Here is a 26,453-nt window from a genome sequence, read left to right on the forward strand (position 1 = left end):
TTCTAAATCTTTTGATTTGTTGGCATGACACTTGCATCTCTTGTTGGTTGAGTGAAACGCAGAGGTTCACCATAAGACGAGAGGAGACGGGATGCACATGACAGTAGCGACAAAACGCGATTGGCGTTCGATAGAACTTTGGAAGGATGTCACGGACGAGCAATGGAATGACTGGATGTGGCAGCTTACGCACACCATCAAGACGGTCGATGATTTGAAGCAGGTAATCAACCTGACACCGGAAGAGGAAGAGGGCGTACGGATTTCTACGCAAACCATTCCACTCAACATCACACCGTACTATGCTCATCTGATGGATCCAGATGATCCAAGCGATCCGGTTCGCATGCAGTCTGTACCTTTGTCCTCTGAGATGGTTCGTACGAAATACGACATGGAAGATCCACTCCACGAGGACACCGATTCTCCCGTACCTGGTCTGACGCATCGTTATCCAGATCGTGTGCTTTTCCTGGTAACGAACCAATGCTCCATGTATTGCCGTTACTGTACGCGCCGTCGCTTTTCCGGCCAGATCGGCATGGGCGTGCCAAAGAAACAGCTGGATGCCTGTATCGATTACATCCGCAGCAGACCAGAAGTCCGCGATGTACTGCTCTCCGGTGGAGATGGTCTGTTGATCAACGACCGCGTATTGGAATACATCATCAGCAGCCTGCGCGACATCCCGCATGTTGAAATTATTCGAATCGGTACGCGTGCACCAGTTGTATTCCCGCAGCGCATTACCGAAAACCTGTGTAATATTCTGAAAAAATACCATCCAGTCTGGCTCAATACACACTTTAACCATCCAAAAGAAATTACGCCGGAAGCGAAGCTGGCTTGCGAAATGCTCGCCAACGCTGGTGTTCCGCTCGGCAATCAGGCAGTTATTTTGGCTGGCATTAACGATTGTGCGAATACGATGAAAAAGCTGGTGCAGGACCTGGTCAAAATCCGTGTCCGCCCGTATTACATCTATCAATGCGACCTGTCAGAAGGAATCGGACACTTCCGCGCGCCTGTCAGCAAAGGGATCGAAATCATTGAGCACCTACGCGGTCATACTTCCGGCTATGCAGTTCCGACCTTTGTAGTAGACGCTCCCCACGGCGGAGGCAAAATTCCAGTCAGCCCGAACTACATCATCTCGCAAGCATCTGATAAAGTTGTGCTGCGTAATTTTGAAGGCGTTATCACGTCCTATCCAGAGCCGAAGCAATACCACGAGCACGACGAGGAAAACTGCGAATACTGCATGGCTGCAAAAGGCAAAGCGGTTGGTATCGCAGCACTCATGCAAGACGAGGTAGACAATCTGGAGCCGACTGATCTGCCGCGCAACAAGCGGATCAAGGCGACCAAGGTCAAATCACTCGCAGATGTGCGGTCGGAGCAAAAGACCAAAAAAGAACAGACCACTGCCGAGACGAAGGAAGCCTCAGGAAAATAAGCAGGATCAACAGCTACCCGTATGAAGGTAGCTGTTTCTTTTTTCGTAAGAATATTTCCAACTCTTTGAAGAGGATGGATGATTCGCAACTTGTGTGATAAGATCGAGTTGTACCTAATATGAGCGGTCGCTCAGTATCGTTTCATTTTTCGAAAAAAATAAACAAACTGACTGAATACTCATTCATTTATTTCCATGATTCTGATAAGATAGAAAAAAACGATTTTCACGTCCAAAGACAAACTCGCATTAGAGGGGAGTAGAAATTATGCTGGCACTCATTAATTTGATCGCCTTTTTCCTGGTTCTCGCTTACGGGCTGTATTTAGCTGGGCATGTCGTATACAGCAGATACTTGTTCATCAAGCTGGGGAAAAAGCCAGATGTGAAAAATGACTTTGGGGCACGCATCAATCTGATGCTGGACAACGTCATTTTCCACAAGAAGCTGCTGAAGGACAAAAAGAGCGGCGTGATGCACGTCGTCATGTTTTACGGTTTTATCACTCTGCAATTCGGAGCCATCGAGCTGATTATCAAAGGGCTTTCGAAAGGCTACGAGCTCCCTTTTGGTAGCGCGCACAAATACTTCTCCGTCATGCAGGAGATCACCACGTTTCTCATTTTGGCAGCGGTCGGCTACGCTTTCTACCGCCGCTATATTGAAAAGCTCAAGCGTCTGAAGCGCGGCTTCAAATCAGGACTCGTCCTCTTGCTGATCTCCTCCTTGATGGCGACCGTGTTGCTCTCGCTTGCTTTTGAACAAATTTGGCTCGGACACGAACCCTCCGGCTTTGCTCCGATCTCTTCTGTTTTCGCAATCGTATTCTCCGCGATTGGGGTAGGGACAACCGGTGCAGCGGTAGGCTTTTACGTTTTCTGGTGGCTGCATCTGATCATCTTGCTCGGCTTCGCGATATATGTGCCGCAGTCCAAGCACGCGCACTTGCTGTTTGCGCCCGTCAACGTGTGGTTCAAGAAGCTGGACCCGCCAGGCAAGCTGACCAGCATCAACTTCGAGGACGAGACGCAGGAAGTATTCGGTGTCGGCAAGATCGAGGATTTTACACAAACGCAGCTTATCGACCTGTACGCTTGTGTGGAGTGCGGTCGCTGCACGAATATGTGCCCAGCCTCGGGAACGGGAAAAATGCTCTCCCCGATGGATCTGATTACGAAAATGCGCGATCATTTGACCGAAAAAGGTGCGTCGGTGACATCACGTACACCATGGATGCCGAACTTCGCCTTTTCGCAGACGACTGCCAACCAGATTGCGATCCAAGCATCTGAAGTAGCGGCGACGGCGGAAGGAGCAACCGCGGTCTATGAGAAAAACTTGATCGGCGATGTCATTACCGAGCAGGAGCTATGGGCTTGTACGACCTGTCGTAACTGCGAAGACCAATGCCCGGTGATGAACGAGCACGTAGATAAAATCATCGACATGCGCCGTTATTTGGTCATGACGGAAGGCAGCATGCCAGCCGAAGCGCAGCGTGCCTTGAACAATATCGAGCGTCAAGGTAACCCATGGGGAATCAACCGCAAAGACCGGACGAAATGGATTGAAGGTCTGAATGATGAGTACGAGGTGCCGACGGTAAAACAGGTCGAGGAATTCGAGTACTTGTTCTGGGTAGGCTCGATGGGATCGTTTGACTTGCGCAGTCAAAAAATTTCACAGGCATTTGTGAAGCTCATGCACGAAGCAGGCGTGAAGTTCGCCATCCTGGGCAATGAGGAAAAGAACTCTGGCGATACCGCTCGCCGCATTGGTAACGAGTTCTTGTTCCAGCAGCTCGCCCAAGAAAATATCGCTTTGTTTGAAGCGTATGAAGTCAAAAAAATCGTCACCTGCGACCCGCATGCGTTCAATACGTTTAAGAACGAGTATCCGGAGTTTGGGTTAAATGCAGAGGTGTATCACCACTCCGAGCTGTTGGCGGAGTGGGTGAAGGAAGGCAAATTGAAGCCAACCAAGGAAGTCAAAGAGCGCATCACCTACCACGATTCCTGCTACTTGGGCCGCTACAACGAAATTTACGACAAGCCACGCGTGATCCTCGAAGCCATTCCAGGCGTAGAGGTGGTCGAGATGAAGCGCAGCGGCTGCGACAGTATGTGCTGCGGAGCGGGCGGCGGCTTGATGTGGATGGAGGAGCACGAAGGTTCCCGTGTCAACGTCACACGTACAGAGCAAGCTCTGGAGGTCAACCCGACGGAAATCGCCAGTGCATGCCCGTACTGCCTAACGATGATGAACGACGGAATCAAGACCAAAGAGCAGGAAGATCACGTCAAAACACGCGACGTCGCGGAAATTCTCGCAGACGCCATCTAGGTTCATACCATGCGCAAGCCTCATGCTGATCAAGCGACGAGGCTTGCGCATTATTTTTTTAAAAAAAACTGTAAGATAGAGGAGCTAGCTGAATCTAAAGGAGTGGGAAGGGAGTGAGGAAGCTGGACCTTACAGAGAAAAGCTTAACCAAAACAACAGAAGCAATATTTGATGAATTAATCCGGCATTATTTGAAAAAGGTGCTGCGACTTGTGTACTTGATAGTCAAGGACCGCAGCGTGGCAGAAGATATCGCTCAGGATGTGTTCCTGATAGCTTACAAAAACTTGGGGAAATTCCGCCAAGAAAGCTCGATGCAAACATGGGTGTACCGAATTGCCGTCAACGAAGCGAAAAAGCACCTTCGCTCGTGGTCGTTTCGTCATCTGTTTTTCAAGCCAGAAGTGGACATAGAGGTAGTCGAGGGAGCAGAGTCGGCTGTTTTACAAAATGACCTTCGCGCTCGTTTTGCTCATCTCGTCATGAAGCTGCCGCATAGCTATCGTCAGTTGATTGTTCTTCACTACTACGAGGAGTTGTCCGTCGAGGAGATTGCGGTGATTATGGACACGTCCGCAGGAGCGATTTATACGAAAATGCACCGTGCACGTCAAAAGCTCAAAGCGCTCCTGGAAAAGGAGGGGATCGAATGAACCTGGATAAATTGCTGGAGGAATTCAAGGAAACGGCTGACCGAACGTTGTTGCGCGGAATGGAAGATACCACTGACTTGGAGGAGCGGATTCGCATGAATATGGAGAAGAAAGGCAAGAAAAGGTTTCGGTTCACCTACCCTTTAAGCGCAGCACTTGTTGCGGTTGTGCTTGTCATTGGGTTTACCCCTTATCTACTGCAAAAGGAAGGCACGAGTACACATACGCCGAACGGAACGTCTGCCGAGCCAGGTACCCATCAAAAGCCCGATCCAAAGGCGCACCCTGCTTCTGATGATCAGGCGATTATGGAAACGGTGGATGAAATCGTCGGTGTCTTGCGTGTTGGGATGACACAAGATCAAATCAAAGACAAAGTTTCGATGACTTACACAGCCATGGATGATTACGGAGGTGGCGGGGACGATGGTGCAGATGAGTATTGGGGCTATTCGATTTTCGCAAAAGAAGGGTATAAACGAAAAGATTGGGCGATGATCGAAACAGAAGGTCTGTTAAAAAGAGACGTGGGCTTGGAGCTGTTAGTTGGATGGAAGGATAAAAAGCTTCATTGGTATACCCTAAGCTATGTCCAAGGCAAAGACGTCTATCTTTTCAAAATGAACAGTAACGGTACCGTTAATGAGGATGTCGTAGATGTCCCCCAGAATGGCACACAAACACCAGTAGCTACGTCCGTATTTGATTTAAAGCCAGAGGAACAGGATCGTTATTACAATTACATGTATGAGAAAAAAGATGATCTTTTGCGTGGTTTATCTCCAATCGATGTATTGAAGCTGTATGTGAAAGCACAGCAAGAGGGTCAACTCGAAATGCAGTACGCTTTGCATATCGAGGACGATGGATCAGAGAAGCCAACACCGGAGCAATACTTGGAAGATATGAAGAAAGATCCGGTTGGAGCACGAAATAGCTGGAAGCAGTTGAAAAAGATGCGAGAATTGGCAAGTGACATAACGCTTGAGCAAACGTCTGAAAAGGAAGCGGTTGTATGGGTGACCTTCAAGGACAACAGTGATAAGGTTGGATATAAAATGCAGAAAAACAAACAAGGCATCTGGAAACTAAACTGGATGGCACGACAATAGCAAGAAGAGCCTGACTCTCAATAAAGTCAGGCTCTTCTTTTTTTCATTATTGATTGACTATTCGTACGGAAGACGGCAAAATAAAAGCATGCAAAATGAACGAACGCTCGATCGATTGAGTTATTGTTGATGTGAATTATCATCCGAATGGAGGTCATTCGATGAAAACAGTCATTGTAGGGGCAGCGCGTACCCCGTTTGGTAAGTTTGGCGGATCTTTGAAAGCGCTATCGGCAGTTGAGCTCGGCTCCATCGTGATCCAGGAAGCCGTAGAGCGCGCTGGCATTTCTGGAGAACAGGTAGACGAAGTGATTATGGGCATGGTCTTGCAGGCAGGTGCGGGTCAGGTGCCCTCACGCCAGGCGGCTCGTAAGGCTGGTTTGCCATGGAATGTAGCGAGCGAGACGATTAACAAGGTATGTGCGTCCGGGATGCGTGCAGTGACGTTGGGGGACCAGATCATTCGCGCAGGAGACGGAGAAATCATCGTCGCTGGCGGCATGGAGAGCATGAGCAACGCACCGTACGCACTGCCAGATGCACGCAACGGGATGAGGATGGGAGATGCGACGGTTCGCGATCTCATGATGTATGACGGCCTCACTTGCCCGTTTCATCAAGTGGCGATGGCTGTCCACGGTAGCAATGTGGCGGAAGAGAACGGGATTACGCGGGAAGAGCAGGATGCGTGGGCACTGCGCAGTCAGCAGAGAGCTGCTCAAGCGATGGAAAAAGGACTTTTTGCCGAAGAGCTAGTATCGGTTTCCATTCCGCAAAGAAAAGGGGAGCCGCTGCAAGTAATCGTGGATGAAGGACCGCGTCCAGATACCACCGAGGAAGGATTGGCGAAGCTGCCTCCCGTGTACAAAAAGGACGGGACGATCACGGCAGGCAATGCTCCAGGAATTAACGACGGAGCGGCAGCGATGGTGTTGATGTCGGATGCAAAAGCGCAGCAACTAGGTATCAAGCCGCTTGCGACGATTCTTGGTCACGCCGAGGTCGGCGCAGATGCACCTTATATCGCGACAACTCCGGGGCTTGCCATTAACAAGCTCCTGGAGAAGACAGGAGTAGCTCTTTCTGACATCGATTTGTTCGAGGTGAACGAAGCGTTTGCTGCGGTGATTTTGACCAGTGGAAAAATTGTCGGCTGGGACGCGGAGAAAGTGAATGTGAACGGCGGAGCGATCGCGTTTGGACACCCGATTGGGGCGAGTGGGGCTCGGATTATTATGCACCTCGCCTATGAATTGAAGAGACGAGGCGGCGGTTTGGGAATCGCGGCAATTTGCAGTGGTGCCGCACAGGGTGACGCCATCTTGATTAAAGTGGAGTAAGGGAGGCCTTTTTGCATGAACGTACAAACCATTATGGTCATCGGAGCAGGACAGATGGGCAGCGGGATTGCCCAAGTAGCGGCGCAGGCTGGCTTTCGTGTTTATTTGAATGACGTCCAGCAGGCGTTTGTGGAACGCGGTCTGGCTACGATTGCAAAAAACTTGTCGCGCAACGTGGAAAAAGGCAAGCTCAGCGAAGCGGAAAAGGAATCGATTCTCGGTCGTTTGACACTGTCTACTGATCTGGCAGATGCGTCTGATGCAGATTTTGTGGTAGAAGCGGTGACGGAAAACATGGCCGTCAAAACGCAAATCTTTTCCAAGCTGGACGAGGTATGTCCGCCGCATACGGTGCTTGCGAGCAATACATCCTCCCTGCCGATCACCGAGATCGCAGCAGTTACGAAGCGGCCGGAAAAAGTAATCGGCATGCACTTCATGAACCCAGTTCCCGTGATGAAGCTGGTTGAGATCATCCGCGGCCTGCAAACAGCCGATGAGGTTTATCAACTGACAGAAGATTTGTCCAAACAAATGAGCAAAGTGCCCGTGAGCGTAAACGATTTCCCAGGGTTTGTGTCCAATCGGGTACTGATGCCCATGCTTAATGAAGCGATTTATTGTGTGTACGAAGGAGTTGCAACACCGGAAGCGATCGATGAAGTCATGAAGCTGGGCATGAACCATCCAATGGGGCCGCTTCAGCTGGCTGATTTCATCGGGCTGGACACTTGCCTCTACATTATGGAGGTACTGCACGAAGGGTTCGGTGATTCGAAATACCGCCCATGCCCGTTGCTGCGTAAGTACGTCAAAGCAGGATGGCTAGGCAAAAAATCCGGTCGTGGTTTCTACGTGTATAACTAACAGTGGAATTTTGCAGAAAGGTAGGACGGACATGGATTTTCGATTGAACGAAGAGCAAGAGATGATGCGCCGCATGGTGCGAGACTTTGCCCAGAAAGAGATCGCACCTTTCGTACCGGTGATGGAAGAGACGGACCAGTTCCCGCGTCAGATCCTCAAAAAGATGGGCGAGATGGGACTCATGGGCATTCCGGTCGCCGAGGAGTGGGGAGGAGCAGGAGCGGACTTTATTTCCTACATTTTGGCCATTCACGAGATTTCCAAGGTGAGTGCGACTGTAGGCGTCATTTTGTCCGTGCATACCTCAGTCGGCACGAACCCGATTCTCTACTTCGGTACCGAGGAGCAAAAACGCAAATACGTGACCAAGCTAGCGAGTGGGGAATACCTCGGAGCTTTTGCCTTGACCGAGCCGCATGCAGGTTCTGACGCGAGCAGTATCCGAACCACAGCCGTGAAAAAAGGTGATGAGTACATCCTGAACGGAAACAAGGTGTTCATCACAAACGGTGGGGAGGCAGATACGTATATCGCGTTTGCGGTTACCGACTCGACGAAAGGAACGAAAGGAATATCCGCCTTTATCGTAGACAAGAATACGCCGGGCTTCACGGTTGGGAAAAAGGAAAAGAAGATGGGGCTTCACGGTTCCTATACGACAGAGCTTGTATTCGACAATGCGCGTGTACCGGCTGCCAACCTCCTAGGTCAGGAGGGGGAAGGCTTCTGTATCGCGATGGCGAATCTGGATTCCGGTCGAATCGGGATTGCTGCACAAGCCCTTGGTATTGCCGAGGCCGCAGTCCAGTACGCGACAGAGTACGCGCGGGAACGCAAGCAGTTCGGGCAATCGATTGCCAAGCAGCAAGCCATCGCTTTTAAGCTGGCTGACATGGCGACGAAAGCAGAAGTAGCCCGGTTGCTGGTATACCGAGCGGCGTGGCTGCGCAGTCAAGGAATCGCTTGTGGAATGGAAGCCTCGATGGCAAAGCGTTTTGCCACAGACTCCGCGATGGAGCTTGCCACTGAAGCCGTGCAAATCTTTGGGGGCTATGGCTACACCAGAGAATATCCGGTGGAGCGTCTATTCCGGGATGCGAAAGTAACGCAAATCTATGAGGGCACCAACGAAATTCAACGAATCGTTATCGCCAAGCATTTGCTTGCTGATTAAATAGACAGATGAAAAAGACATGGGGGAGTGAGCCATATGAATTTCCAACTGACGGAAGAACATGACATGATGCGCAAAATGATTCGCGACTTTGCAGAGAATCAAGTAGCTCCGACAGCAGCCGAGCGCGACGAAGAAGAGTGCTTTGATCGTTCCATTTTTGAGCAAATGGCTGAGCTTGGACTGACAGGAATTCCTTGGTCGGAACAATACGGAGGTGCAGGTGCAGATTACCTGAGCTACGTTATTGCAGTGGAAGAACTCTCCCGTGTGGATGCTTCCATCGGTGTGACACTGTCCGCACATGTTTCCTTGGCGAGCTGGCCGATTTACAAGTTCGGGACAGAGGAGCAAAAACAAAAGTTTTTGCGTCCATTAGCAGAAGGTAAGAAGATGGGCGCGTACTGTTTGACCGAGGCGGGTTCTGGCTCTGATTCTGCTGGAATGCGCACGACAGCCGTACGCGATGGTGATCACTATATTATAAATGGCACCAAAATTTTCATTACCAATGCGGGCGAAGCCGAAATCTACATCGTATTCGCGGTCACTCAACCAGAGTTGCAGCATAAAGGCATCACGGCCTTCATCGTAGAAAAAGGCATGGACGGCTTCACAATGGGGAAAAAGGAGAAAAAGCTGGGTATCCGTTCCTCGCCAACACTTGCGGTCAATTTTGAAGATGTGCGCGTGCCGGTAGAAAATAGACTGGGCGAAGAAGGCCAAGGCTTCAAGATCGCGATGATGACGTTGGACGGTGGAAGAAACGGTATCGCCGCTCAAGCATTGGGAATTGCACAAGGTGCATACGAGCATGCGCGGAACTATGCCAAAGAACGCAACCAGTTCGGCAAACCAATCGCTTCCTTGCAGGCAATTCAGTTCAAGCTTGCAGACATGGCAACCAAGATCGAAGCATCCCGTTTGCTCACTTACCAAGCAGCGTGGTTGGAGGATCAAGGTCTTCCTTATGGTAAAGCATCGGCCATGTCCAAGGTTTTCGCCGGGGACACAGCGATGGAAGTGACTACCGAGGCAGTTCAAGTTTTTGGTGGCTACGGTTATACGCGTGAGTATCCTGTGGAGCGCTTCATGCGCGATGCCAAAATTACACAAATATATGAAGGAACAAATGAAATCCAGCGTGTCGTGATCAGCAACTTCCTACTAAAAGAGTAGGAAGTGGTCCAGTCTTCCAACACGGTTGAAAACGTAGAAAAGAAAAGTTTGGCTTTGTGCTCTTACTCGCGTATAATGATCTGCGAATGATACAAAAGTAGAGTGTTTGCGCCTTCTTTTCTATGAGGCGTCTGACCAAACGCTCAGTCGGTTGGAAAGGTGGATTTTGGAGTGTCTGATAAGAGAAAAGCGATACCGTCCCTAGTAAAGGACCCAAAACTGATCGAGAGAAGACGAGAGCAGATTATTGAGGCTGCCGTTCATCTCTTCATTAATAAAGGCTTTCATAAAACGACGACAAGGGAAATTGCCCGGGCGTCTGGGTTTAGTATTGGTACGCTGTATGAGTATATCGAGTCAAAAGAAGACGTGCTCTATCTTGTTTGTGATGCCATTCATGCGGAGATGGAGACGCGCTTGCGTGAAGCGATCAACTTCAACGGAACTGGTTTGAAAACATTAAAGGTAGCACTAAAGAGCCTGATCCGCGTGATGGATCAGATGAGCGACCGCGTCTTGCTTATTTATCAGGAAGCCAAATCATTGCCAAAAGAAACACTCCGCTACGTGTTGGGGCGTGAAGAAGCCATTTCGCATATTTTCGTCGAAATTCTGGAAAAAGGGATTGCTGACGGTTCGCTGCGCATAGACGAAAAGAACGTCAAGCTGATGGCGGACAATATCATGGTGCTGGGCGAAATGTGGGTCTTCCGCCGCTGGGCATTGAAAAAGCACTATACCATTGAGGAGTACACAGAGAAGCAGATCGCGCTTCTGCTGCGCGAAATCAGTGTCTCCGATTAAGAAGAGAGTTTAAAAAGTCTGGAAAACATAGGGTGCCAAGCATGCCTCGCGTCTACCGCGCCTTGATCTGCTTGGCCCTGTTTTTCCTCTTTTTAAGCTTATGAAAAGGAGAGTGGAACGATGGAAACGGAAGTGTATCGTCCGCAAAACAAGGTTCGCTTTGTGACCGCAGCCAGTCTGTATGACGGTCACGATGCCTCGATTAATATCATGCGCCGTATTTTACAATCGTCGGGAGTAGAAGTGATCCATCTCGGACACAACCGCTCTGTTGACGATATTGTAACAGCCGCTGTCCAGGAGGATGTGCAAGGGATTGCCATCAGCTCCTACCAAGGCGGTCATGTGGAGTATTTCAAATACGTAATTGATTTATTACGCGAGCGGGGAGCAGAGCATATCCGTGTTTTTGGCGGCGGTGGCGGCGTTATCGTTCCACGCGAGATTCGGGAATTAGAAGAGTACGGAGTCTGTAAAATTTACTCGCCGGATGACGGCAGACGATTGGGCTTGCAGGGCATGATAAACGATATGATCAGACATAGCGATTTCCCGACCGTCAAGCAGTTGGAGGAAGAAGTAGCAGGCTTGCGCGAGCAAAACCACCAGGCGATTGCCCGGCTTATTTCCGTTGCAGAGTATACAGTGGACCAGCCCGAATGGACAGAACCTCTCCGCACAAGTTTAGTGGAAGCCGATTCAACCATTCCGGTATTAGGAATTACGGGTACGGGTGGAGCGGGCAAAAGCTCATTGACTGATGAGCTTGTTCGTCGTTTTATTCGCAATTATCCTGAGAAGACGGTCGCGATCTTGTCTGTCGATCCGTCCAAGCAAAAGTCAGGCGGAGCGTTACTAGGTGACCGCATCCGCATGAATGCCAATTCGACGCCGCGCGTTTACATGCGCAGTCTCGCCACCCGCAAATCGGGAATGGAGCTGTCAGCGGCCTTAAAAGACGCGATTCAAGTAACGCGATCTGCCCACTTCGATCTGATTATTGTGGAAACGAGCGGGATCGGTCAGGGGGATGCGCAGGTCACTGAAGTGTGCGACGTCTCCATGTACGTCATGACCAGTGAATTCGGGGCACCATCCCAGCTAGAAAAGATTGATATGCTGGACTTTGCTGATGTGATCGCGATCAACAAATTTGAGCGCAAAGGCTCGGAGGACGCTCTTCGCGAGGTTCGTAAGCAATATCGACGCAATCACCAGCTTTTTGAGCTGCCGGATGAGAAGGTTCCTGTATATGGTACGATTGCGAGCCAGTTTAACGATCCGGGAACGAATGTGTTGTTTGCTGCCCTGATGCATCGAATTGTAGAAAAGACTGGCGTTGACTGGTCTGTAAATCATTTGGATACGACTCCGGTTCATATTCATAAAACTTCGTTGATTCCGACAGAGAAAATCAATTATTTGCAAGACATTGCCAATACTGTCCGGCAATACCGGGTCTATGCCGAAGAGCAGTCGGTGATTGCACGCAAACTGTTTCAATTGCAGGGCGCAAAGGAGACGGTGCTTGCCTCGGGCGATTCTGTAGCTGCCGAGCTGGCGGTGGTGCTTGATAAACAAATCGTTCTCTTTGAAGAAAAGCTGCATCCGGAGTGCCGGCGTATCCTCGATAATTGGCCGAAGCTCAAGGAAGCGTATCGGAAGGATCAATTCGTTACGAAAATTCGCGATAAAGAATTGATCACCAAGCTTTTCAGCGAATCGTTGTCGGGGACACGCATTTCAAAAGTCGCCGTCCCAGATTACGAGGATTGGGGCGAAATTTTAAAGTGGTCGTTAAAAGAAAATGTCCCTGGTGAATTCCCGTATACGGCAGGAGTATTTCCATTTAAACGCGAGGGAGAAGATCCCAAGCGACAATTTGCAGGCGAAGGTACTCCCGAGCGGACGAACAGGCGCTTTCACTTCCTGTCTCAAAATGATGAGGCGAAGCGACTCAGCACGGCTTTTGACTCGGTTACGCTGTATGGTGAGGACCCTGACTACCGTCCTGATATTTACGGGAAAATCGGTACGAGTGGGGTCAGCATTTGCACCCTGGATGACATGAAAAAGCTGTACGCCGGCTTTGATCTTTGTGCACCCAGCACTTCGGTGTCCATGACGATCAATGGTCCTGCACCCATGATTTTGGCCATGTTCATGAATACGGCGATCGAGCAGCAACTGGGTGCTTTTGTCCAAAAAGAAGGGCGTCAGCCTACCGAGGACGAAGCGAAGCAAATCAGAGCGTACACGCTGTCGACTGTTCGCGGAACCGTTCAGGCAGATATTTTGAAAGAGGATCAGGGGCAAAACACGTGTATCTTCTCGACAGAATTTGCCTTGCGAATGATGGGGGATATCCAGCAGTATTTTATCGACCAGAAGGTGCGGAACTACTACTCCGTGTCGATTTCCGGTTATCATATTGCGGAGGCGGGGGCGAATCCGATTACGCAGCTTGCGTTTACGCTGTCTAACGGATTTACCTATGTAGAGTACTATTTGAGCCGCGGAATGAACATCGATGACTTTGCGCCCAACCTGTCTTTCTTCTTCTCCAATGGTCTCGATCCAGAATACACCGTGATTGGACGAGTGGCTCGTCGGATTTGGGCAACCGTGATGAAAAACCGTTATAGTGCTAATGACCGCAGTCAAAAGCTGAAGTACCACATCCAGACATCCGGCCGTTCCTTGCACGCGCAGGAGATGGATTTCAACGATATCAGAACGACTTTGCAGGCCTTGATTGCGATTTATGACAACTGTAATTCTCTTCATACGAATGCGTTCGATGAAGCGATTACGACCCCGACAGAGAACTCTGTGCGACGCGCCATGGCGATTCAGATGATCATCAACAAGGAAATGGGACTCGCCAAAAATGAGAACCCGCTGCAAGGTGCATTTATCATCGATGAGCTGACCGATCTGGTGGAAGAAGCTGTCATGCAAGAGTTCGAGCGTATCAGTTCTCGTGGAGGCGTTCTGGGGGCGATGGAGACCCAATACCAGCGCGGAAAAATTCAAGATGAGTCCATGTATTACGAAATGAAAAAGCATACAGGTGAGCTGCCAATTATTGGGGTAAACACCTTTATTAATCCGAATGCGTCCGAGGACGATTACGAGATTGAATTGGCTCGGGCAACCGAAGAGGAAAAAGAACAGCAAATCGTGAACCTGCGAGCCTTCCAGGAGTGCCACAAGGATGTGTCTACGGCTGCTCTGCGACGTCTTCAGGAAGTGGCTATGGCGGGGGAGAACATCTTTGCCGAACTGATGGAGACGGTCAAAGTAGCATCGCTTGGACAAATCAGTGCTGCCTTGTATGAAGTAGGCGGCCAGTACCGTAGAAATATGTAAGACAAATCCCTCGGTAGCGATTGCCGAGGGATGTCTTTGGTTTTGGTGTCGACAAGAATTAGTCAGCCCCTGTTTGAAAGCCTTGCATTTTCGTCTAAAATAAGGAATACTGTATGATAGCCTTCTTATGTTGTACGATGTACAATCGAAGAAATCGATATCATTTATGAATGACTTATACAAGCCTGCGTCCCCGAACAGGGCACCGGGTCAGTATTCAAATCAATCGTTTTTATATGGAAAGGACGTGCCCTGAGTGAGTCAATTGTTTGCTCATATTGATTCCGAGAAACTGAGTGAGATGGCGTTAGTTGACATTGCGTATGAAATTTTGCGTGAAACTAACCGCACTTACAACTTCCGCGAGCTGATGAATGAACTGGTTGCAGTGCGCAAGCTGACAGATGAACAACTCATGGCAATCATCGCGCAAGTATACACAGAAATTAACATTGATGGCCGTTTCGTGTGCCTCGGTGACAATGTATGGGGATTGAAACGCTGGTACCCAACCGACACCGTGGAAGAAACCCAAGAGGGTGGCGGAACGAAGAAGAAGAAAATCGTCACGGAAGACGACTTCGACGATTACGATTCCGAAGACGAAGGTGTCGAAGAATACGAGGACGACGATGTGGTCATCTTTGAGGACGAAGAGGAATTCGTCGACGAAGATTCTGAAATCGAAGAAGAAGAAATCGATGGAGAAATCGAAGAGGAAGAACTCGAAGACGAAGATGATGAGATGTTCGAAGAGGACGAAGAGCTTGCGGAAGAGGAATCTGACGAAGAGATCGACGACGAAGAAGAGAAATAGGTTCTTGACTTCCGCCTGAGGGACAGATAAAATACTCCTTGGGCTTCACATGAAGAAGGATCAAATATGGGAAACTATAAAACAAAAGTGCCCCTACCCCATTTCTTTAACGGGATAGGACTCGCTTTTGTTTTTCTTTTTTTTGGAGCCGTCTTCATTCGATTTTTATAACAACTTAAGGGTGAGGGAAAGAGGGGACGTTAACGATGACGAAGTATATTTTTGTGACAGGCGGGGTTGTATCCTCGTTGGGAAAAGGAATTACAGCGGCTTCTCTGGGCCGACTCTTGAAAAATAGGGGTCTGAAAGTAACCATCCAGAAGTGTGACCCATACATCAACGTTGACCCGGGAACGATGAGTCCGTATCAGCACGGGGAAGTTTTCGTAACGGACGATGGTGCGGAAACAGACCTGGACTTGGGCCACTATGAGCGCTTTATCGATATCAACCTGAGCGCGAACTCCAATATGACAACGGGTAGAATTTACTCTACAGTCATCGCCAAAGAACGCCGTGGCGACTATTTGGGAGGAACCGTTCAAGTTATTCCTCACATCACGAACGAAATCAAAGATCGCATTTTCCGTGCAGGTCGCGAAACCGGTGCAGATGTAGTGATTACCGAGATCGGTGGAACTGTTGGGGATATCGAGAGCTTGCCATTCCTTGAATCCATCCGCCAGATCAAAAGTGACATCGGTCGTGAAAACGTCATGTACATTCACGTAACCCTGGTACCATATATCAAGGCAGCAGGTGAAATGAAAACCAAGCCTACGCAACACAGCGTGAAAGAACTGCGCAGCTTGGGTATTCAACCAAATGTGATCGTGACACGTACGGAGCAACCGATGACGCAAGACATGAAAGACAAGTTGGCTCTGTTCTGTGATATCGATAAAAATGCGGTAGTGGAATGTGTAGACGCTGATAGTCTTTACGATGTACCACTGCAATTGCAAGCACAAGGCTTGGACGATTATGTATGCCGCCACTTGGGTCTGAATTGCCAGGAAGCGGATATGACCGAGTGGAAATCGCTCGTATCGAAAATCAAAAATCTGTCCAAAACGACTACCATTGCAATCGTTGGTAAATATGTAGAATTGCATGATGCGTACTTGTCTGTAGCAGAAGCGCTGTACCATGGTGGCTATGCGAACGACTCCAAAGTAGAAATCAAATGGGTGCACGCGGAAGAAGTTACGCCAGAAAATGTTGGCGAACTGCTCGGTGATGTAAATGGTATCCTCGTACCAGGCGGCTTTGGCGATCGTGGTATCGAAGGTAAAATCATCGCTACGCGCTATGCTCGTGAAAATAAAGTACCATTCCTCGGAATTTGTCTGGGTATGCAAATCGCTGTGATCGAGTTCGCTCGCCACGTAGCGGGTATGGACGGCGCAAACAGCTCCGAGATCAACCCGAATACAGCGTATCCGGTGATTGACCTCTTGCCAGAGCAAAAAGATATCGAGGACAAGGGCGGTACAATGCGTCTTGGTCTCGGTCCAACCAAAGTGGAAGAGGGCACGCTGACTGAGGTTGCATACGGAAGTACCTTGGTCTATGAGCGTCATCGTCATCGTTATGAAGTAAATAACCAATACCGTGATCAATTGGCGCAAATGGGCTTGCGTTTTGCGGGTACAACTCCAGATGGTCGTCTGGTTGAAATCGTGGAAGTTCCAGAACATCCATGGTATGTAGCGACACAGTTCCATCCAGAGTTCACATCCCGTCCGAACCGTCCACAGCCACTGTTCCGTGACTTCGTGAAGGCTTCCCTGAACAAATAACATAGGTCGATAAATAGAAAGACGCACCCGCGATGTAGAGTCGCTGGTGCGTCTTGTGCTATTAAAAACAGATCAGTGAAACAAGGGCGAGAGCCAGGCTACCCAGTAGGCGGCGGGAATGAGCAGGAATTGAGCCAAAATCGTTCCGATAAAACGTGAAAGCATCAGCCACAGGTACATGTCACGAATCGATTCCTGCGAGGTTTTCCCTTGCATTGCTTTTTCTGTCAAAAGGGCAATTTGCGGGTCTACCAGAATCGTCATGAAAATCGTGGCAAAACCGTTGATTAACCCGGAAGACATCAAAACGGTTGCTTTGTAATCCGGGGCTAGCAATGTCGCATACAATACGGACAGTACGCTGCTTGTGTAGATAGCTGTCCCAAATGCATTTAATAGCAGTAATCGTTTGGGAACTCCTTTGATTCGAAACCGAGAGATGGCTTGCCAGCTAGGAATCCGGACATGATGATGGACACGTCGGATGCTTTCGACGGTAACCGCCGTGCGAATCATTTGCGGAATCGAGCCCGCTATTTCTAAGTGCGAGATCAACCGTTTCGATATTTGGACAAAAGTGGGAAACAATACAATAGCCGCTAAGGTTCCAAGCGAGGACGCGGCAATGATCACATGCAATTGCGTGCTAGGATCAAAGTGCTCAATAGCGGCTTGATCCATCAAACCCCCAGTGAATGGCCCTTGAATCAGGTTGGAAGTACGGGACAGGAGCAATACGATTCCGACCAGAGACATTGCTACAGCAATCCTGCCCGTTTGTACCCCTGCAAAACGGATTCCGTAGGTAAGTGTCTCTGTCGTATGGATAATAAATGTTAACAAGCAAATCAGCCACAGAGCATCCATATTGAGTATCTGACTCCTTGTGTGTAGGGGAAATTGGTTTTTCCCATTATACTCGAAATAAGGCCTATGGGAAATTTTAAGCGGACGTTAAGTAAAAAAGGTGAAGGAGTTTCCTGATTTTAGGCGAACCCATAGTAATTAAGAAAACGCATTCGTCAGGGGGGAATCAGAATGTTCGACAAACAAGATAAAAAGGTACTGGTTGTGGATGACCAGTATGGGATTCGCATTTTACTGTATGAGGTGCTAGGAAAAGAAGGGTACAAGACCTTTCAGGCGGCAAACGGGAAAATGGCATTAGAAATCGTGGAAAAAGAATCGCCAGATTTGGTTATCCTCGACATGAAGATCCCTGGGATGGATGGTATTGAGATCTTGAAACACATCAAGAAGATCAATCAGGAAATCAAAGTCATCATGATGACAGCTTACGGAGAGCTGGACATGATCAAAGAAGCAACACAACTGGGAGCTTTGACTCATTTTACGAAGCCATTTGATATCGATGAACTACGAATGGCAGTGCATCAGCAATTAGCTTGCTAGGAACTGACTGCTAAGGTCAGGGTACAAGCGTCCCTGTTAACAAATGCTTGTCTGTGGTATAATAAGCCACATGACTGAAGTCTGCTAGAGGAGGATTTACAAAATGCCACTGGTACCTATGACCGCTTTTACCGAAGACGTCAAAAAGCATAAATACGCCGTCGGACAATTTAACCTGAACAATCTGGAGTTTACTCAAGCGATTACTGAAGCTGCGATGGAAGAAAAATCGCCTGTGATCTTTGGTGTTTCTGAGGGAGCACTGAAATACATGGGGATCGATTATACAGTAGCGATTGCAAAAGTGGCTGCTGAACGCGCAGGAGTTCCTGTTGCTTTGCATCTTGACCATGGTAGCAACTTCGACATGGTAATGAAGTGCATTCGCGCTGGGTTCTCTTCTGTTATGTTCGATGGTTCCCATCATTCGTTTGAAGATAACCTTCGCCTGACCAAACAGGTTGTAGAGGCTGCTCACGCTGTTGGCGTATCGGTAGAAGGTGAACTCGGTACCATCGGTGGGGTGGAAGACGACCTGTCTGTTGACGAGGAAGATGCTACCCTGGCAAATCCTGAGGAAGCAATCCGCTTCTGGGACGAAACTAAAGTAGACTACGTAGCGATTGCTGTAGGTACAGCACACGGTATGTACAAAGGAGTTCCAAAAATTCGCTACGACATCATCGAAAAAGTAGCGAGCAACATTGGAGCGCCAATCGTTCTTCATGGTGGTTCCGGCGTACCAGACGATGCGATTATCGAATCGATTCGCTTGGGCGTAGGAAAAATCAATGTAAATACAGAAAGCCAAGTCGCATGCACGGAAACGGTTCGCAAAGTATTGGCTGCCAAGCCGAATGAGATCGACCCACGCAAATACCTGAGCCCTGCTCGCGATGCGATCAAGGAAGTTGTTAAAGGAAAAATGCGCTTGTTCGGAAGCAGCAACCGCGCGTAACTGGGAGGCTAATCATGCGTTTTTTGATCGATACAGCAAACGTTGAAGAAATCCGCGAGATTCACGAATGGGGAGTTGTAGCGGGAGTAACAACAAATCCGTCCTTGGTTGCCAAAGAAGGGCGTGATTTTGTAGAAACGCTGAAAGAAATTCTTGATATTGTTGACGGTCCGATCAGTGCCGAAGTCATCAGCACAGATGCAAAAGGCATGATCGAAGAGGGTGAGAAGCTCGCTGCTCTCTCCAAAAATATCGTCATCAAGCTGCCGATGACTGCAGAAGGTTTGAAGGCAACCAAGTATTTTGCTAAGCGCAAAATCAGAACAAACGTAACGCTGGTATTCTCTGCGAACCAGGCACTTTTGGCTGCGCGCGCAGGCGCTAGCTTCGTGTCTCCGTTCTTGGGACGCTTGGATGATATTGGCCAAGACGGCATGCAACTGATCGAAGATATTGCAGAAATCTTTTCTGTGCATGGTATCGATACCGAAATCATTGCGGCATCTGTGCGCCACCCCGTTCACGTAACGGAGGCAGCTCGCCGTGGTTCTCACTTCGCTACCATTCCAGCAAAAGTGTTCAAACAACTCATTGCCCATCCACTGACGGACAGTGGCTTGGAGAAATTCCTCGCTGACTGGGCAAGCATGCAAAAATAAGGACACGTGTTGAAAGTCCAAGCACCTTTTCCATTGGGGAAGGTGCTTCTTTCCCGATTAAGCCTGAGGAGAGCAAAGCATGGATAAGCTGATCATCAACGGTGGAAAACCGCTCGCGGGGACGGTGACCATCAGCGGAGCAAAAAACAGCGCAGTCGCACTCATCCCAGCCGCGTTGCTGGCAGATGGACCCGTTGTTATTGAGAATCTCCCCCGTATTCAGGATGTAGGTATTTATCACGAGCTCTTGCAGGAAATGGGAGCTGACGTGCTGTTTGAAGAAGATTGGATGGAAATTGATGGACGCATGATGCAGCTGATGCTCATGCCAAATGGTCGTATCAAAAAGCTTCGTGCCTCGTACTATTTATGGGGAGCCTTGCTCGCCAAGTTCGGTGAAGCGCAGGTTGGTTTGCCAGGTGGCTGTGATTTGGGCCCGCGTCCAGTAGATTTGCATATCAAGGGCTTTGAAGCGATGGGCGCCGAGGTGGAGAACAAAAACGGCGTCATGACCATTCGTGCCCAAAATGGACGTTTGCAGGGTGCGCGAATTTATCTCGATCTGGTCAGTGTCGGTGCGACCATTAACATCATGCTGGCTGCTGCCAAAGCAGATGGTGTGACGATTATTGAAAACGCTGCACGTGAGCCTGAGATCGTCGATGTAGCGACTTTGCTCAACAATATGGGAGCAAACATCAAAGACGCTGGAACAGACATGATCCGCATTAAAGGCGTAGAGCGCTTGCGCGGATGCCGTCATACGATCATCCCCGATCGGATCGAAGCGGGGACGTACATGATTGCGGCAGCGGCTACGAACGGCAATGTGATGGTGGAGAATGTCATTCCAAAGCATTTGGAGTCTGTAACGGCCAAGTTGCGCGAAATCGGTGCGCAAGTGGTCGAACAGGATGACAGTATTCAAGTCATTGGACATGATTCTTATCGATCGATTGACGTGAAAACGAGTCCGTATCCGGGTTTCCCAACGGATTTACAGCAGCCGATCACGACCTTGCTGACTCTTGCCAAAGGCTCAAGCATCGTGACCGACAATATTTACAGCTCGCGTTTTCGACATGTAGATGAACTGCGCCGTATGGGAGCTTCCTTGAAGATTGAAGGAAGATCCGCTGTCATTGAAGGCGGAAGCAAACTGAATGGTGCCAAGGTGGTAGCTTCGGATTTGCGTGCGGGAGCAGCTTTGTTCATTGCCGGTTTGGCAACGAATGGCACCACAGAATTAGAAGGACTTGAACATATAGATCGTGGCTACGAAAACTTGGTGGGCAAACTGCAAGCATTGGGAGCCGATATTACTCGGATGGGCTTGCAGAGCATGGAAAACCACCAGCGTTAACCAATCACCAGGAGAGGAGTCTTCCAGAATGGAACGCAGTTTAACACTTGAACTGGTACGTGTGACCGAAGCCGCTGCTTTGGCTTCTGCCAGTTGGATGGGTCTCGGAAAAAAAGATGAGGCTGACGATGCGGCAACGACCGCAATGCGTAATGAATTTATGAAAGTGCCGATGGATGGCGTCGTAGTAATTGGCGAGGGCGAAATGGACGAAGCGCCAATGCTGTATATCGGTGAGCGTCTTGGACAAGGAGTAGCTCCAGCAGTCGATGTTGCTGTTGACCCTTTGGAGGGAACAAATATCCTTGCAAAAGGTACGTGGGGAGCGATTTCGGTCATTGCCATTGCAGACCGGGGAAATTTGTTGCATGCTCCTGACATGTATATGGAGAAAATGGCAGTAGGACCACAAGCCGTGGGCAAGGTTGACATCAACGCACCGGTTCGCGATAACCTGAAAGCGGTAGCGCAAGCACAGGGGAAAGATATCAGTGATTTGGTCGCTATTGTGCTTGACCGTGATCGTCACTCTAAGGTCATTCATGAAATTCGTGAGGCAGGTGCTCGCATTCGCCTCATTTCAGACGGAGACGTAGCTGCTGCGATCAATACCGCTTTCCCGGATACAGGTGTGGACATTTTGTTCGGCTCTGGTGGAGCTCCTGAAGGTGTTCTGGCAGCTGTTGCCTTGAAATGCCTCGGGGGAGAGATTCAGGGTAAGCTCTTACCGCAAAATGAAGAAGAGATTAAACGCTGTGTCAAAATGGGATTGACTAACCCTCATCAAGTACTGTTCATGGATGACTTGGTGAAAGGTGATGACGCCATTTTTGCAGCGACAGGTGTGACGGATGGGGAGTTGCTCAAAGGGGTACGCTTCCAAGGAACTCGTGCGACGACCAATTCCGTTGTCATGCGTGCAAAAACCGGAACGGTACGCTTCATTGAAGGGAACCACCGCTTAGAACGCAATCCGATGAACGGTTTGTAAGAAAACAATTTTCGCATTTATTTGTTGAACTAGGTTTTTTCAAGAGTAAATAAAGAGTGGTGGATGTATGTTACTTTCTGAACTAGAAGAAAAGAAGCTGACCGACCTCTATAAGCTGGCCAAGGAATACCATATCCCGTACTACTCCCAGCTGAAGAAGAAGGAATTGATTTTTGCGATTCTTCGAGCGCGGGCGGAGCGGGATGGCCTCATGTTTATGGAGGGGGTTCTCGAAATATTGCCGGAGGGATACGGCTTCCTCCGTCCCATTAACTATCTCCCTAGCTCGGAAGATATCTACATCTCCCAGTCGCAGATTCGCCGTTTTGATCTGCGGATGGGGGATGTGGTATCAGGAAAAGCAAGACCACCTAAGGAGAATGAACGTTATTTTGGACTCCTTCAAGTAGAGGCAGTGAACGGAGAAGACCCTGAGACAGCCGCAGAGCGTCTTCATTTCCCCGCATTGACACCGTTGTATCCTCAAACCAAGCTAGTACTGGAGACAGCCCCTGCGCGTGTTTCCACTCGCCTGATGGATCTTCTCTCTCCTGTTGGACTTGGTCAGCGTGGATTGATTGTGGCTCCGCCAAAAGCGGGGAAAACTATGCTGATCAAAGAGATCGCCAACAGCATTACCGAAAGCCGTCCGGATATCCACTTGTTTGTCCTGCTCATTGATGAGCGTCCGGAAGAGGTAACGGATATGCAGCGATCTGTCAAAGGAGAGGTAGTTGCCTCAACTTTTGACGAGTTGCCTGAGAATCACATCAAAGTTGCTGAGCTTGTTTTGGAGCGCGCAAAGCGACTGGTTGAGCACAAAAAAGACGTGGTGATCCTGCTGGATTCCATTACACGTCTGGCTCGTGCCTACAACCTGGTTATTCCTCCAAGTGGTCGAACATTGTCCGGTGGTATTGATCCGGCAGCTTTCCATCGTCCGAAGCGCTTTTTTGGTTCAGCGCGGAATATTGAAGAAGGCGGCAGCTTGACCATTTTGGCGACTGCTTTGGTAGAGACCGGCTCCCGTATGGATGATGTGATCTATGAGGAGTTCAAAGGTACCGGAAACATGGAGCTTCATTTGGATCGCAAGCTGGCGGAGCGCAGAATTTTTCCGGCGATCGATATCCGCCGTTCGGGTACGCGCCGCGAAGAGCTTCTCCTCACGAAAGAAGAGCTGGATAAGCTGTGGATGATCCGGAAGAACATGAATGAAACAAATGAGTTTGTAGACTCCTTTATTAAAAAGCTTGCTGATACAAAAACAAACGAAGAATTTTTGCAAACCCTTGAGTCCAAGCAACAGGGCAGAGGGAAAGCAGCTAGCACGACGGTGAGTTCATGATGACTCACCGTCATTTTTTTTGTGGCGTTGGCATACCGTTAGGAAGGGGAGCTGGAAAAGAAGGAGGAGATGCTTCGTGGAGTACGTGCAAGTTAGCGCTCCGGTGGAGTCACAGATGGAAGCGAAAAAAGCGGTCGTGGAGCAAGCGCTATTTCAAGCGTTTAATCCGTATGCCAGTCTGGCTTCACCTGCACCAGCAACAAAAGCAAATTCAGTCGTGTACGCTGTTCGCCAAGGGGATACGCTATCCAGTATTGCCCAGCGCTACGGTCTTACTTTAAAAAAACTGGTAGAGGCAAATAGCATTACGAATCCCCACTTGTTAAGCGTAGGCATGAAGTTAATCATCAAGCGTGATGAAGTTGGACATATGGTGAAACGAGGAGAAACATTGGATTACATAGCAAGGCGGTACGGTGTGAGTCGGGAATCGTTAATCGAACGAAATCCGCTACTAAAATGGCTGTCGGACAACCTGTATGTAGGACAGGTCGTGTATGTCCCTATCGCAAAAGGCAATCCGATGTTGGGTAACGATCCGCAGCAGAAACGAGGTGCCGTGCAAGCAGCTAGTCGGCAAGTCGTCGCGAGGATTCGCGGCGGATTAGATTGGCCTGTCAGAGAGGCTACGATTACAAGTGGCTTTGGTGCACGGTGGGGGAAAACACACAAGGGCGTGGATTTGTGGAATGAACAGGAATCGAAGGCACCGATTTTGGCAGCGAGGGCAGGCGTCGTAGTGGAGGCAGGTGCCAATCGCTCTGGGTACGGTCGGATGGTCGTGATCGATCACGGAGACGGCTTGCAAACCTTTTATGCCCATATGCGTCTGCTGCTAGTGTCTCCAGGTCAAACCGTAGAAGCTGGTGAGATGCTCGGATACATGGGGCAAACAGGTAACTCTACGGGCTACCATTTGCACTTTGAAGTGCGACAGGATGATGTGCCGATCAATCCGCTTCCCTATCTTGGTAGGTAACCCTATACAATTTACATTGCTTTTTCAATGCGATACAATGGGCAAAGCAAAGAAGCGAGGCGATTTTCCCATGTATTTAGTTTACGCAGATGAAAAAGGCAATGTATACGACCACCCAGGTCTTTTTGCAGTGGCTCGTAACGGAGATATATTGACAGAAATTCTGGAAGAAGAACTGATCCCGCTCCCGGAAGGCTCGACGTTGGTCAGTTTGCCGGACACTGAGCCGATCGGGATGGACCCTGACACAGGTGAAATGGTTAAGTTAGATGGCTGTACGGCAGTTGGTGCACTGGTTCCACAAGGAATTACAAGGCTCTTGCTGCCAGGCTACGTGAAAACGAACAAGGAAAGCAAGCTGCCGTTGTTCGGCTATTCCGCAGTTGTTTGGAAGGATAACCGTTTCTGGGTAACGGGTCGAGCGAGTGACGATATCTACAAATGGGACCCGTTGAACTTTCCGATGGATGAACTGCGCCAGCGAGTGGCAAAGACGTTGGAGACGTTTCCGCAAAACCGCATTTTGAACCACTTGTCCCACTGTGCGTTGGAGTACGAATGCTTGACGGCCTCCAATAACTTTTTCAACCGCTGGGAAGGCAGCTTGCCTGTTTCCTATACCTGTAATGCGGGTTGTTACGGCTGTATTTCCGAGCAACCAGATGACAGTGGATTCCCTTCTCCACAGACGCGGATGAACTTCAAGCCGACAGAGGACGAGCTGGTGGAAGTCATGCTGCACCACTTGAAGACACCGGAGAGCATCATCAGCTTCGGACAGGGCTGTGAGGGTGAGCCTTCTACGATGGCATCCATTATCGTTCCGGCAATGCGTCGTGTACGGGAAACGACAGATTTGGGCTTTATCAACATCAATACGAATGCGGGTTTGACGGATCATATCAAAGGCATTGTCGACGCGGGACTTGATCTGATGCGCGTGAGTATCATCAGTGCGATTGACGAACACTATAATGCCTACTACCGTCCGCGCAACTACACGTTGGAGAATGTAGCGAGTTCTGCTGAGTACGCTGCATCCAAGGGTGTGTATACGTCCATTAACTACTTGTGCTTCCCTGGCGTGTTTGACCGCGAAGAGGAAATGGAAGCGATGATCGAGTTCATCCGCAGAACAGGCATCAAGCTGATTCAGCTGCGGAATCTGAATATCGATCCAGAGAGCTACTTGTCGATGATTCCAAAAGCGCAAGGCGAAGTCTTCGGCATGAAGCAAGCCATCGAAATTTATCAGCAGGAGCTGCCAGATGTGGTGATCGGTTCGTTTACACACATTCCTCCAGATCAGCTCCAACGTAGGAAAAACATGGCGTAATCAGCCAACCTGTTGCATTTCGGCAGTGGGCATGCTACTATCTGATATGTGTTGATATAACTCTGTTTCGGCAAACGATTCAGGGCGGAAAGAGGTGTAGATAAGATGAAACAAAACATTCATCCTAAGTACAACGTAGTAACTGTTAGCTGCGCATGTGGTAACGAATTTGAATCCGGTTCCGTGAAACAAGTGCTGAAAGTGGAGATCTGCTCCAACTGCCATCCTTTCTTCACAGGAAAACAAAAATTCGTTGATGCAGGCGGCCGTGTAGACCGTTTCAAACGCAAATACAATCTGTAATAATCAGAGTGTATGGGAACAACCAGGTAGAGCAATCTGCCTGGTTTTGTCTTTTTCTGGCACTGATTTTTTCGGGATGACTAAACGATGACTGCCGTAATCTGGTTCCGTCGGGATCTGAGTTGGCGATTGAGCCAGTTCCTACTGTGGAAGCGTTTGGACGAAAACGACCGATCGGCACCG

The 26,453-nt window shown here is 49.2% G+C and carries 22 protein-coding genes; 21 read left to right on the forward strand and 1 reads right to left on the reverse strand.

The genetic code is table 11. The features are described from left to right. Positions 1 to 91 precede the first annotated feature (91 nt). The 12 genes from kamA to C7R93_RS15690 all read left to right on the forward strand — a co-directional run bounded on the left by kamA (position 92) and on the right by C7R93_RS15690 (position 16,920). Complete coding sequence (gene kamA / locus C7R93_RS15635; protein WP_106839679.1) at positions 92 to 1,456, forward strand: lysine 2,3-aminomutase; 1,365 nt, start codon at positions 92 to 94, stop codon at positions 1,454 to 1,456. A gap of 268 nt (positions 1,457 to 1,724) precedes the next feature. Further along, positions 1,725 to 3,800, forward strand: a complete 2,076-nt coding sequence (locus tag C7R93_RS15640; protein ID WP_106839680.1) for a heterodisulfide reductase-related iron-sulfur binding cluster — start codon at positions 1,725 to 1,727, stop codon at positions 3,798 to 3,800. A 113-nt stretch (positions 3,801 to 3,913) separates the two neighbouring features. After that, a complete protein-coding gene (locus C7R93_RS15645) occupies positions 3,914 to 4,453 on the forward strand; it encodes a sigma-70 family RNA polymerase sigma factor (protein WP_106839681.1) in 540 nt (179 codons plus the stop codon). Further along, positions 4,450 to 5,565, forward strand: coding sequence for a hypothetical protein (locus tag C7R93_RS15650; protein WP_106839682.1), 1,116 nt, complete (start codon positions 4,450 to 4,452; stop codon positions 5,563 to 5,565). The genes C7R93_RS15645 and C7R93_RS15650 overlap by 4 nt, the downstream gene beginning before the upstream one ends. A 161-nt stretch (positions 5,566 to 5,726) precedes the next feature. Beyond that, the gene (locus C7R93_RS15655) at positions 5,727 to 6,905 is read left to right on the forward strand and encodes an acetyl-CoA C-acetyltransferase (protein ID WP_106839683.1); all 1,179 of its coding nucleotides are present in this window, start codon (positions 5,727 to 5,729) and stop codon (positions 6,903 to 6,905) included. A 15-nt stretch (positions 6,906 to 6,920) separates the two neighbouring features. After that, on the forward strand, positions 6,921 to 7,772 hold the full coding sequence (locus tag C7R93_RS15660) for a 3-hydroxybutyryl-CoA dehydrogenase (RefSeq protein ID WP_106839684.1): 852 nt from the start codon (positions 6,921 to 6,923) through the stop codon (positions 7,770 to 7,772). Between the two features lie 31 nt (positions 7,773 to 7,803). Beyond that, positions 7,804 to 8,946, forward strand: coding sequence for an acyl-CoA dehydrogenase (locus C7R93_RS15665; protein WP_106839685.1), 1,143 nt, complete (start codon positions 7,804 to 7,806; stop codon positions 8,944 to 8,946). Between the two features lie 36 nt (positions 8,947 to 8,982). Continuing rightward, positions 8,983 to 10,125, forward strand: a complete 1,143-nt coding sequence (locus tag C7R93_RS15670) for an acyl-CoA dehydrogenase (RefSeq protein WP_106839686.1) — start codon at positions 8,983 to 8,985, stop codon at positions 10,123 to 10,125. Between the two features lie 171 nt (positions 10,126 to 10,296). Continuing rightward, complete coding sequence (locus C7R93_RS15675; protein WP_106839687.1) at positions 10,297 to 10,929, forward strand: TetR/AcrR family transcriptional regulator; 633 nt, start codon at positions 10,297 to 10,299, stop codon at positions 10,927 to 10,929. Between the two features lie 120 nt (positions 10,930 to 11,049). Continuing rightward, on the forward strand, positions 11,050 to 14,301 hold the full coding sequence (gene icmF / locus C7R93_RS15680; RefSeq protein WP_106839688.1) for a fused isobutyryl-CoA mutase/GTPase IcmF: 3,252 nt from the start codon (positions 11,050 to 11,052) through the stop codon (positions 14,299 to 14,301). A 256-nt stretch (positions 14,302 to 14,557) separates the two neighbouring features. Next, on the forward strand, positions 14,558 to 15,118 hold the full coding sequence (gene rpoE / locus C7R93_RS15685; RefSeq protein ID WP_106839689.1) for a DNA-directed RNA polymerase subunit delta: 561 nt from the start codon (positions 14,558 to 14,560) through the stop codon (positions 15,116 to 15,118). A 206-nt stretch (positions 15,119 to 15,324) separates the two neighbouring features. Next, a complete protein-coding gene (locus tag C7R93_RS15690; RefSeq protein ID WP_106839690.1) occupies positions 15,325 to 16,920 on the forward strand; it encodes a CTP synthase in 1,596 nt (531 codons plus the stop codon). Between the two features lie 72 nt (positions 16,921 to 16,992). On the opposite strand, the gene C7R93_RS15695 is transcribed toward C7R93_RS15690, so the two are convergent. Beyond that, complete coding sequence (locus tag C7R93_RS15695) at positions 16,993 to 17,787, reverse strand: lipid II flippase Amj family protein (RefSeq protein WP_106839691.1); 795 nt, start codon at positions 17,785 to 17,787, stop codon at positions 16,993 to 16,995. Positions 17,788 to 17,958: 171 nt separating this feature from the next. On the opposite strand from C7R93_RS15695, the gene C7R93_RS15700 reads away from it, so the two are divergent. From C7R93_RS15700 to rpmE, 9 genes are all read left to right on the forward strand, one after another. Then, on the forward strand, positions 17,959 to 18,333 hold the full coding sequence (locus C7R93_RS15700; RefSeq protein ID WP_007725537.1) for a response regulator: 375 nt from the start codon (positions 17,959 to 17,961) through the stop codon (positions 18,331 to 18,333). Positions 18,334 to 18,436: 103 nt separating this feature from the next. After that, positions 18,437 to 19,291 carry a class II fructose-1,6-bisphosphate aldolase gene (fba, locus tag C7R93_RS15705; protein WP_106839692.1) on the forward strand — a complete coding sequence of 285 codons (855 nt, stop codon included), beginning with the start codon at positions 18,437 to 18,439 and terminating at the stop codon, positions 19,289 to 19,291. A 14-nt stretch (positions 19,292 to 19,305) separates the two neighbouring features. After that, positions 19,306 to 19,950, forward strand: a complete 645-nt coding sequence (fsa, locus tag C7R93_RS15710) for a fructose-6-phosphate aldolase (protein WP_007725535.1) — start codon at positions 19,306 to 19,308, stop codon at positions 19,948 to 19,950. A 79-nt stretch (positions 19,951 to 20,029) separates the two neighbouring features. Beyond that, positions 20,030 to 21,313, forward strand: coding sequence for a UDP-N-acetylglucosamine 1-carboxyvinyltransferase (locus C7R93_RS15715; protein ID WP_106839693.1), 1,284 nt, complete (start codon positions 20,030 to 20,032; stop codon positions 21,311 to 21,313). A 28-nt stretch (positions 21,314 to 21,341) separates the two neighbouring features. Continuing rightward, entirely contained in the window at positions 21,342 to 22,304 is a 963-nt protein-coding gene (gene glpX, locus C7R93_RS15720; RefSeq protein ID WP_106839694.1) for a class II fructose-bisphosphatase, read from the forward strand. 67 nt (positions 22,305 to 22,371) lie between these two features. Then, entirely contained in the window at positions 22,372 to 23,652 is a 1,281-nt protein-coding gene (gene rho / locus C7R93_RS15725) for a transcription termination factor Rho (protein WP_017252384.1), read from the forward strand. A 76-nt stretch (positions 23,653 to 23,728) separates the two neighbouring features. Beyond that, positions 23,729 to 24,631: a M23 family metallopeptidase gene (locus tag C7R93_RS15730; RefSeq protein WP_106839695.1), complete on the forward strand. Its 903-nt coding sequence runs from the start codon at positions 23,729 to 23,731 to the stop codon at positions 24,629 to 24,631. A 70-nt stretch (positions 24,632 to 24,701) separates the two neighbouring features. Then, positions 24,702 to 25,967, forward strand: a complete 1,266-nt coding sequence (locus C7R93_RS15735; RefSeq protein ID WP_106839753.1) for a radical SAM family protein — start codon at positions 24,702 to 24,704, stop codon at positions 25,965 to 25,967. Between the two features lie 105 nt (positions 25,968 to 26,072). Further along, positions 26,073 to 26,270, forward strand: a complete 198-nt coding sequence (gene rpmE, locus C7R93_RS15740) for a 50S ribosomal protein L31 (RefSeq protein ID WP_007725524.1) — start codon at positions 26,073 to 26,075, stop codon at positions 26,268 to 26,270. Positions 26,271 to 26,453 lie beyond the last annotated feature (183 nt).

It is taken from the genome of Brevibacillus fortis (genome assembly GCF_003013395.1).
GTDB lineage: Bacteria > Bacillota > Bacilli > Brevibacillales > Brevibacillaceae > Brevibacillus > Brevibacillus fortis.

What these genes read in the sequence shown, in the direction of transcription:
- C7R93_RS15670 (WP_106839686.1), top strand. Translation starts at nt 8,983, where the DNA reads ATGAATTTCCAACTGACGGAAGAACATGACATGATGCGCAAAATGATT.
- C7R93_RS15650 (WP_106839682.1), top strand. Translation starts at nt 4,450, where the DNA reads ATGAACCTGGATAAATTGCTGGAGGAATTCAAGGAAACGGCTGACCGA.
- C7R93_RS15695 (WP_106839691.1), bottom strand. Translation starts at nt 17,787, where the DNA reads ATGGATGCTCTGTGGCTGATTTGCTTGTTAACATTTATTATCCATACG.
- kamA (WP_106839679.1), top strand. Translation starts at nt 92, where the DNA reads ATGCACATGACAGTAGCGACAAAACGCGATTGGCGTTCGATAGAACTT.
- C7R93_RS15660 (WP_106839684.1), top strand. Translation starts at nt 6,921, where the DNA reads ATGAACGTACAAACCATTATGGTCATCGGAGCAGGACAGATGGGCAGC.
- C7R93_RS15700 (WP_007725537.1), top strand. Translation starts at nt 17,959, where the DNA reads ATGTTCGACAAACAAGATAAAAAGGTACTGGTTGTGGATGACCAGTAT.
- fsa (WP_007725535.1), top strand. Translation starts at nt 19,306, where the DNA reads ATGCGTTTTTTGATCGATACAGCAAACGTTGAAGAAATCCGCGAGATT.
- icmF (WP_106839688.1), top strand. Translation starts at nt 11,050, where the DNA reads ATGGAAACGGAAGTGTATCGTCCGCAAAACAAGGTTCGCTTTGTGACC.
- C7R93_RS15640 (WP_106839680.1), top strand. Translation starts at nt 1,725, where the DNA reads ATGCTGGCACTCATTAATTTGATCGCCTTTTTCCTGGTTCTCGCTTAC.
- fba (WP_106839692.1), top strand. Translation starts at nt 18,437, where the DNA reads ATGCCACTGGTACCTATGACCGCTTTTACCGAAGACGTCAAAAAGCAT.
- rho (WP_017252384.1), top strand. Translation starts at nt 22,372, where the DNA reads ATGTTACTTTCTGAACTAGAAGAAAAGAAGCTGACCGACCTCTATAAG.
- C7R93_RS15715 (WP_106839693.1), top strand. Translation starts at nt 20,030, where the DNA reads ATGGATAAGCTGATCATCAACGGTGGAAAACCGCTCGCGGGGACGGTG.
- C7R93_RS15735 (WP_106839753.1), top strand. Translation starts at nt 24,702, where the DNA reads ATGTATTTAGTTTACGCAGATGAAAAAGGCAATGTATACGACCACCCA.
- rpmE (WP_007725524.1), top strand. Translation starts at nt 26,073, where the DNA reads ATGAAACAAAACATTCATCCTAAGTACAACGTAGTAACTGTTAGCTGC.
- C7R93_RS15655 (WP_106839683.1), top strand. Translation starts at nt 5,727, where the DNA reads ATGAAAACAGTCATTGTAGGGGCAGCGCGTACCCCGTTTGGTAAGTTT.
- glpX (WP_106839694.1), top strand. Translation starts at nt 21,342, where the DNA reads ATGGAACGCAGTTTAACACTTGAACTGGTACGTGTGACCGAAGCCGCT.
- C7R93_RS15690 (WP_106839690.1), top strand. Translation starts at nt 15,325, where the DNA reads ATGACGAAGTATATTTTTGTGACAGGCGGGGTTGTATCCTCGTTGGGA.
- C7R93_RS15665 (WP_106839685.1), top strand. Translation starts at nt 7,804, where the DNA reads ATGGATTTTCGATTGAACGAAGAGCAAGAGATGATGCGCCGCATGGTG.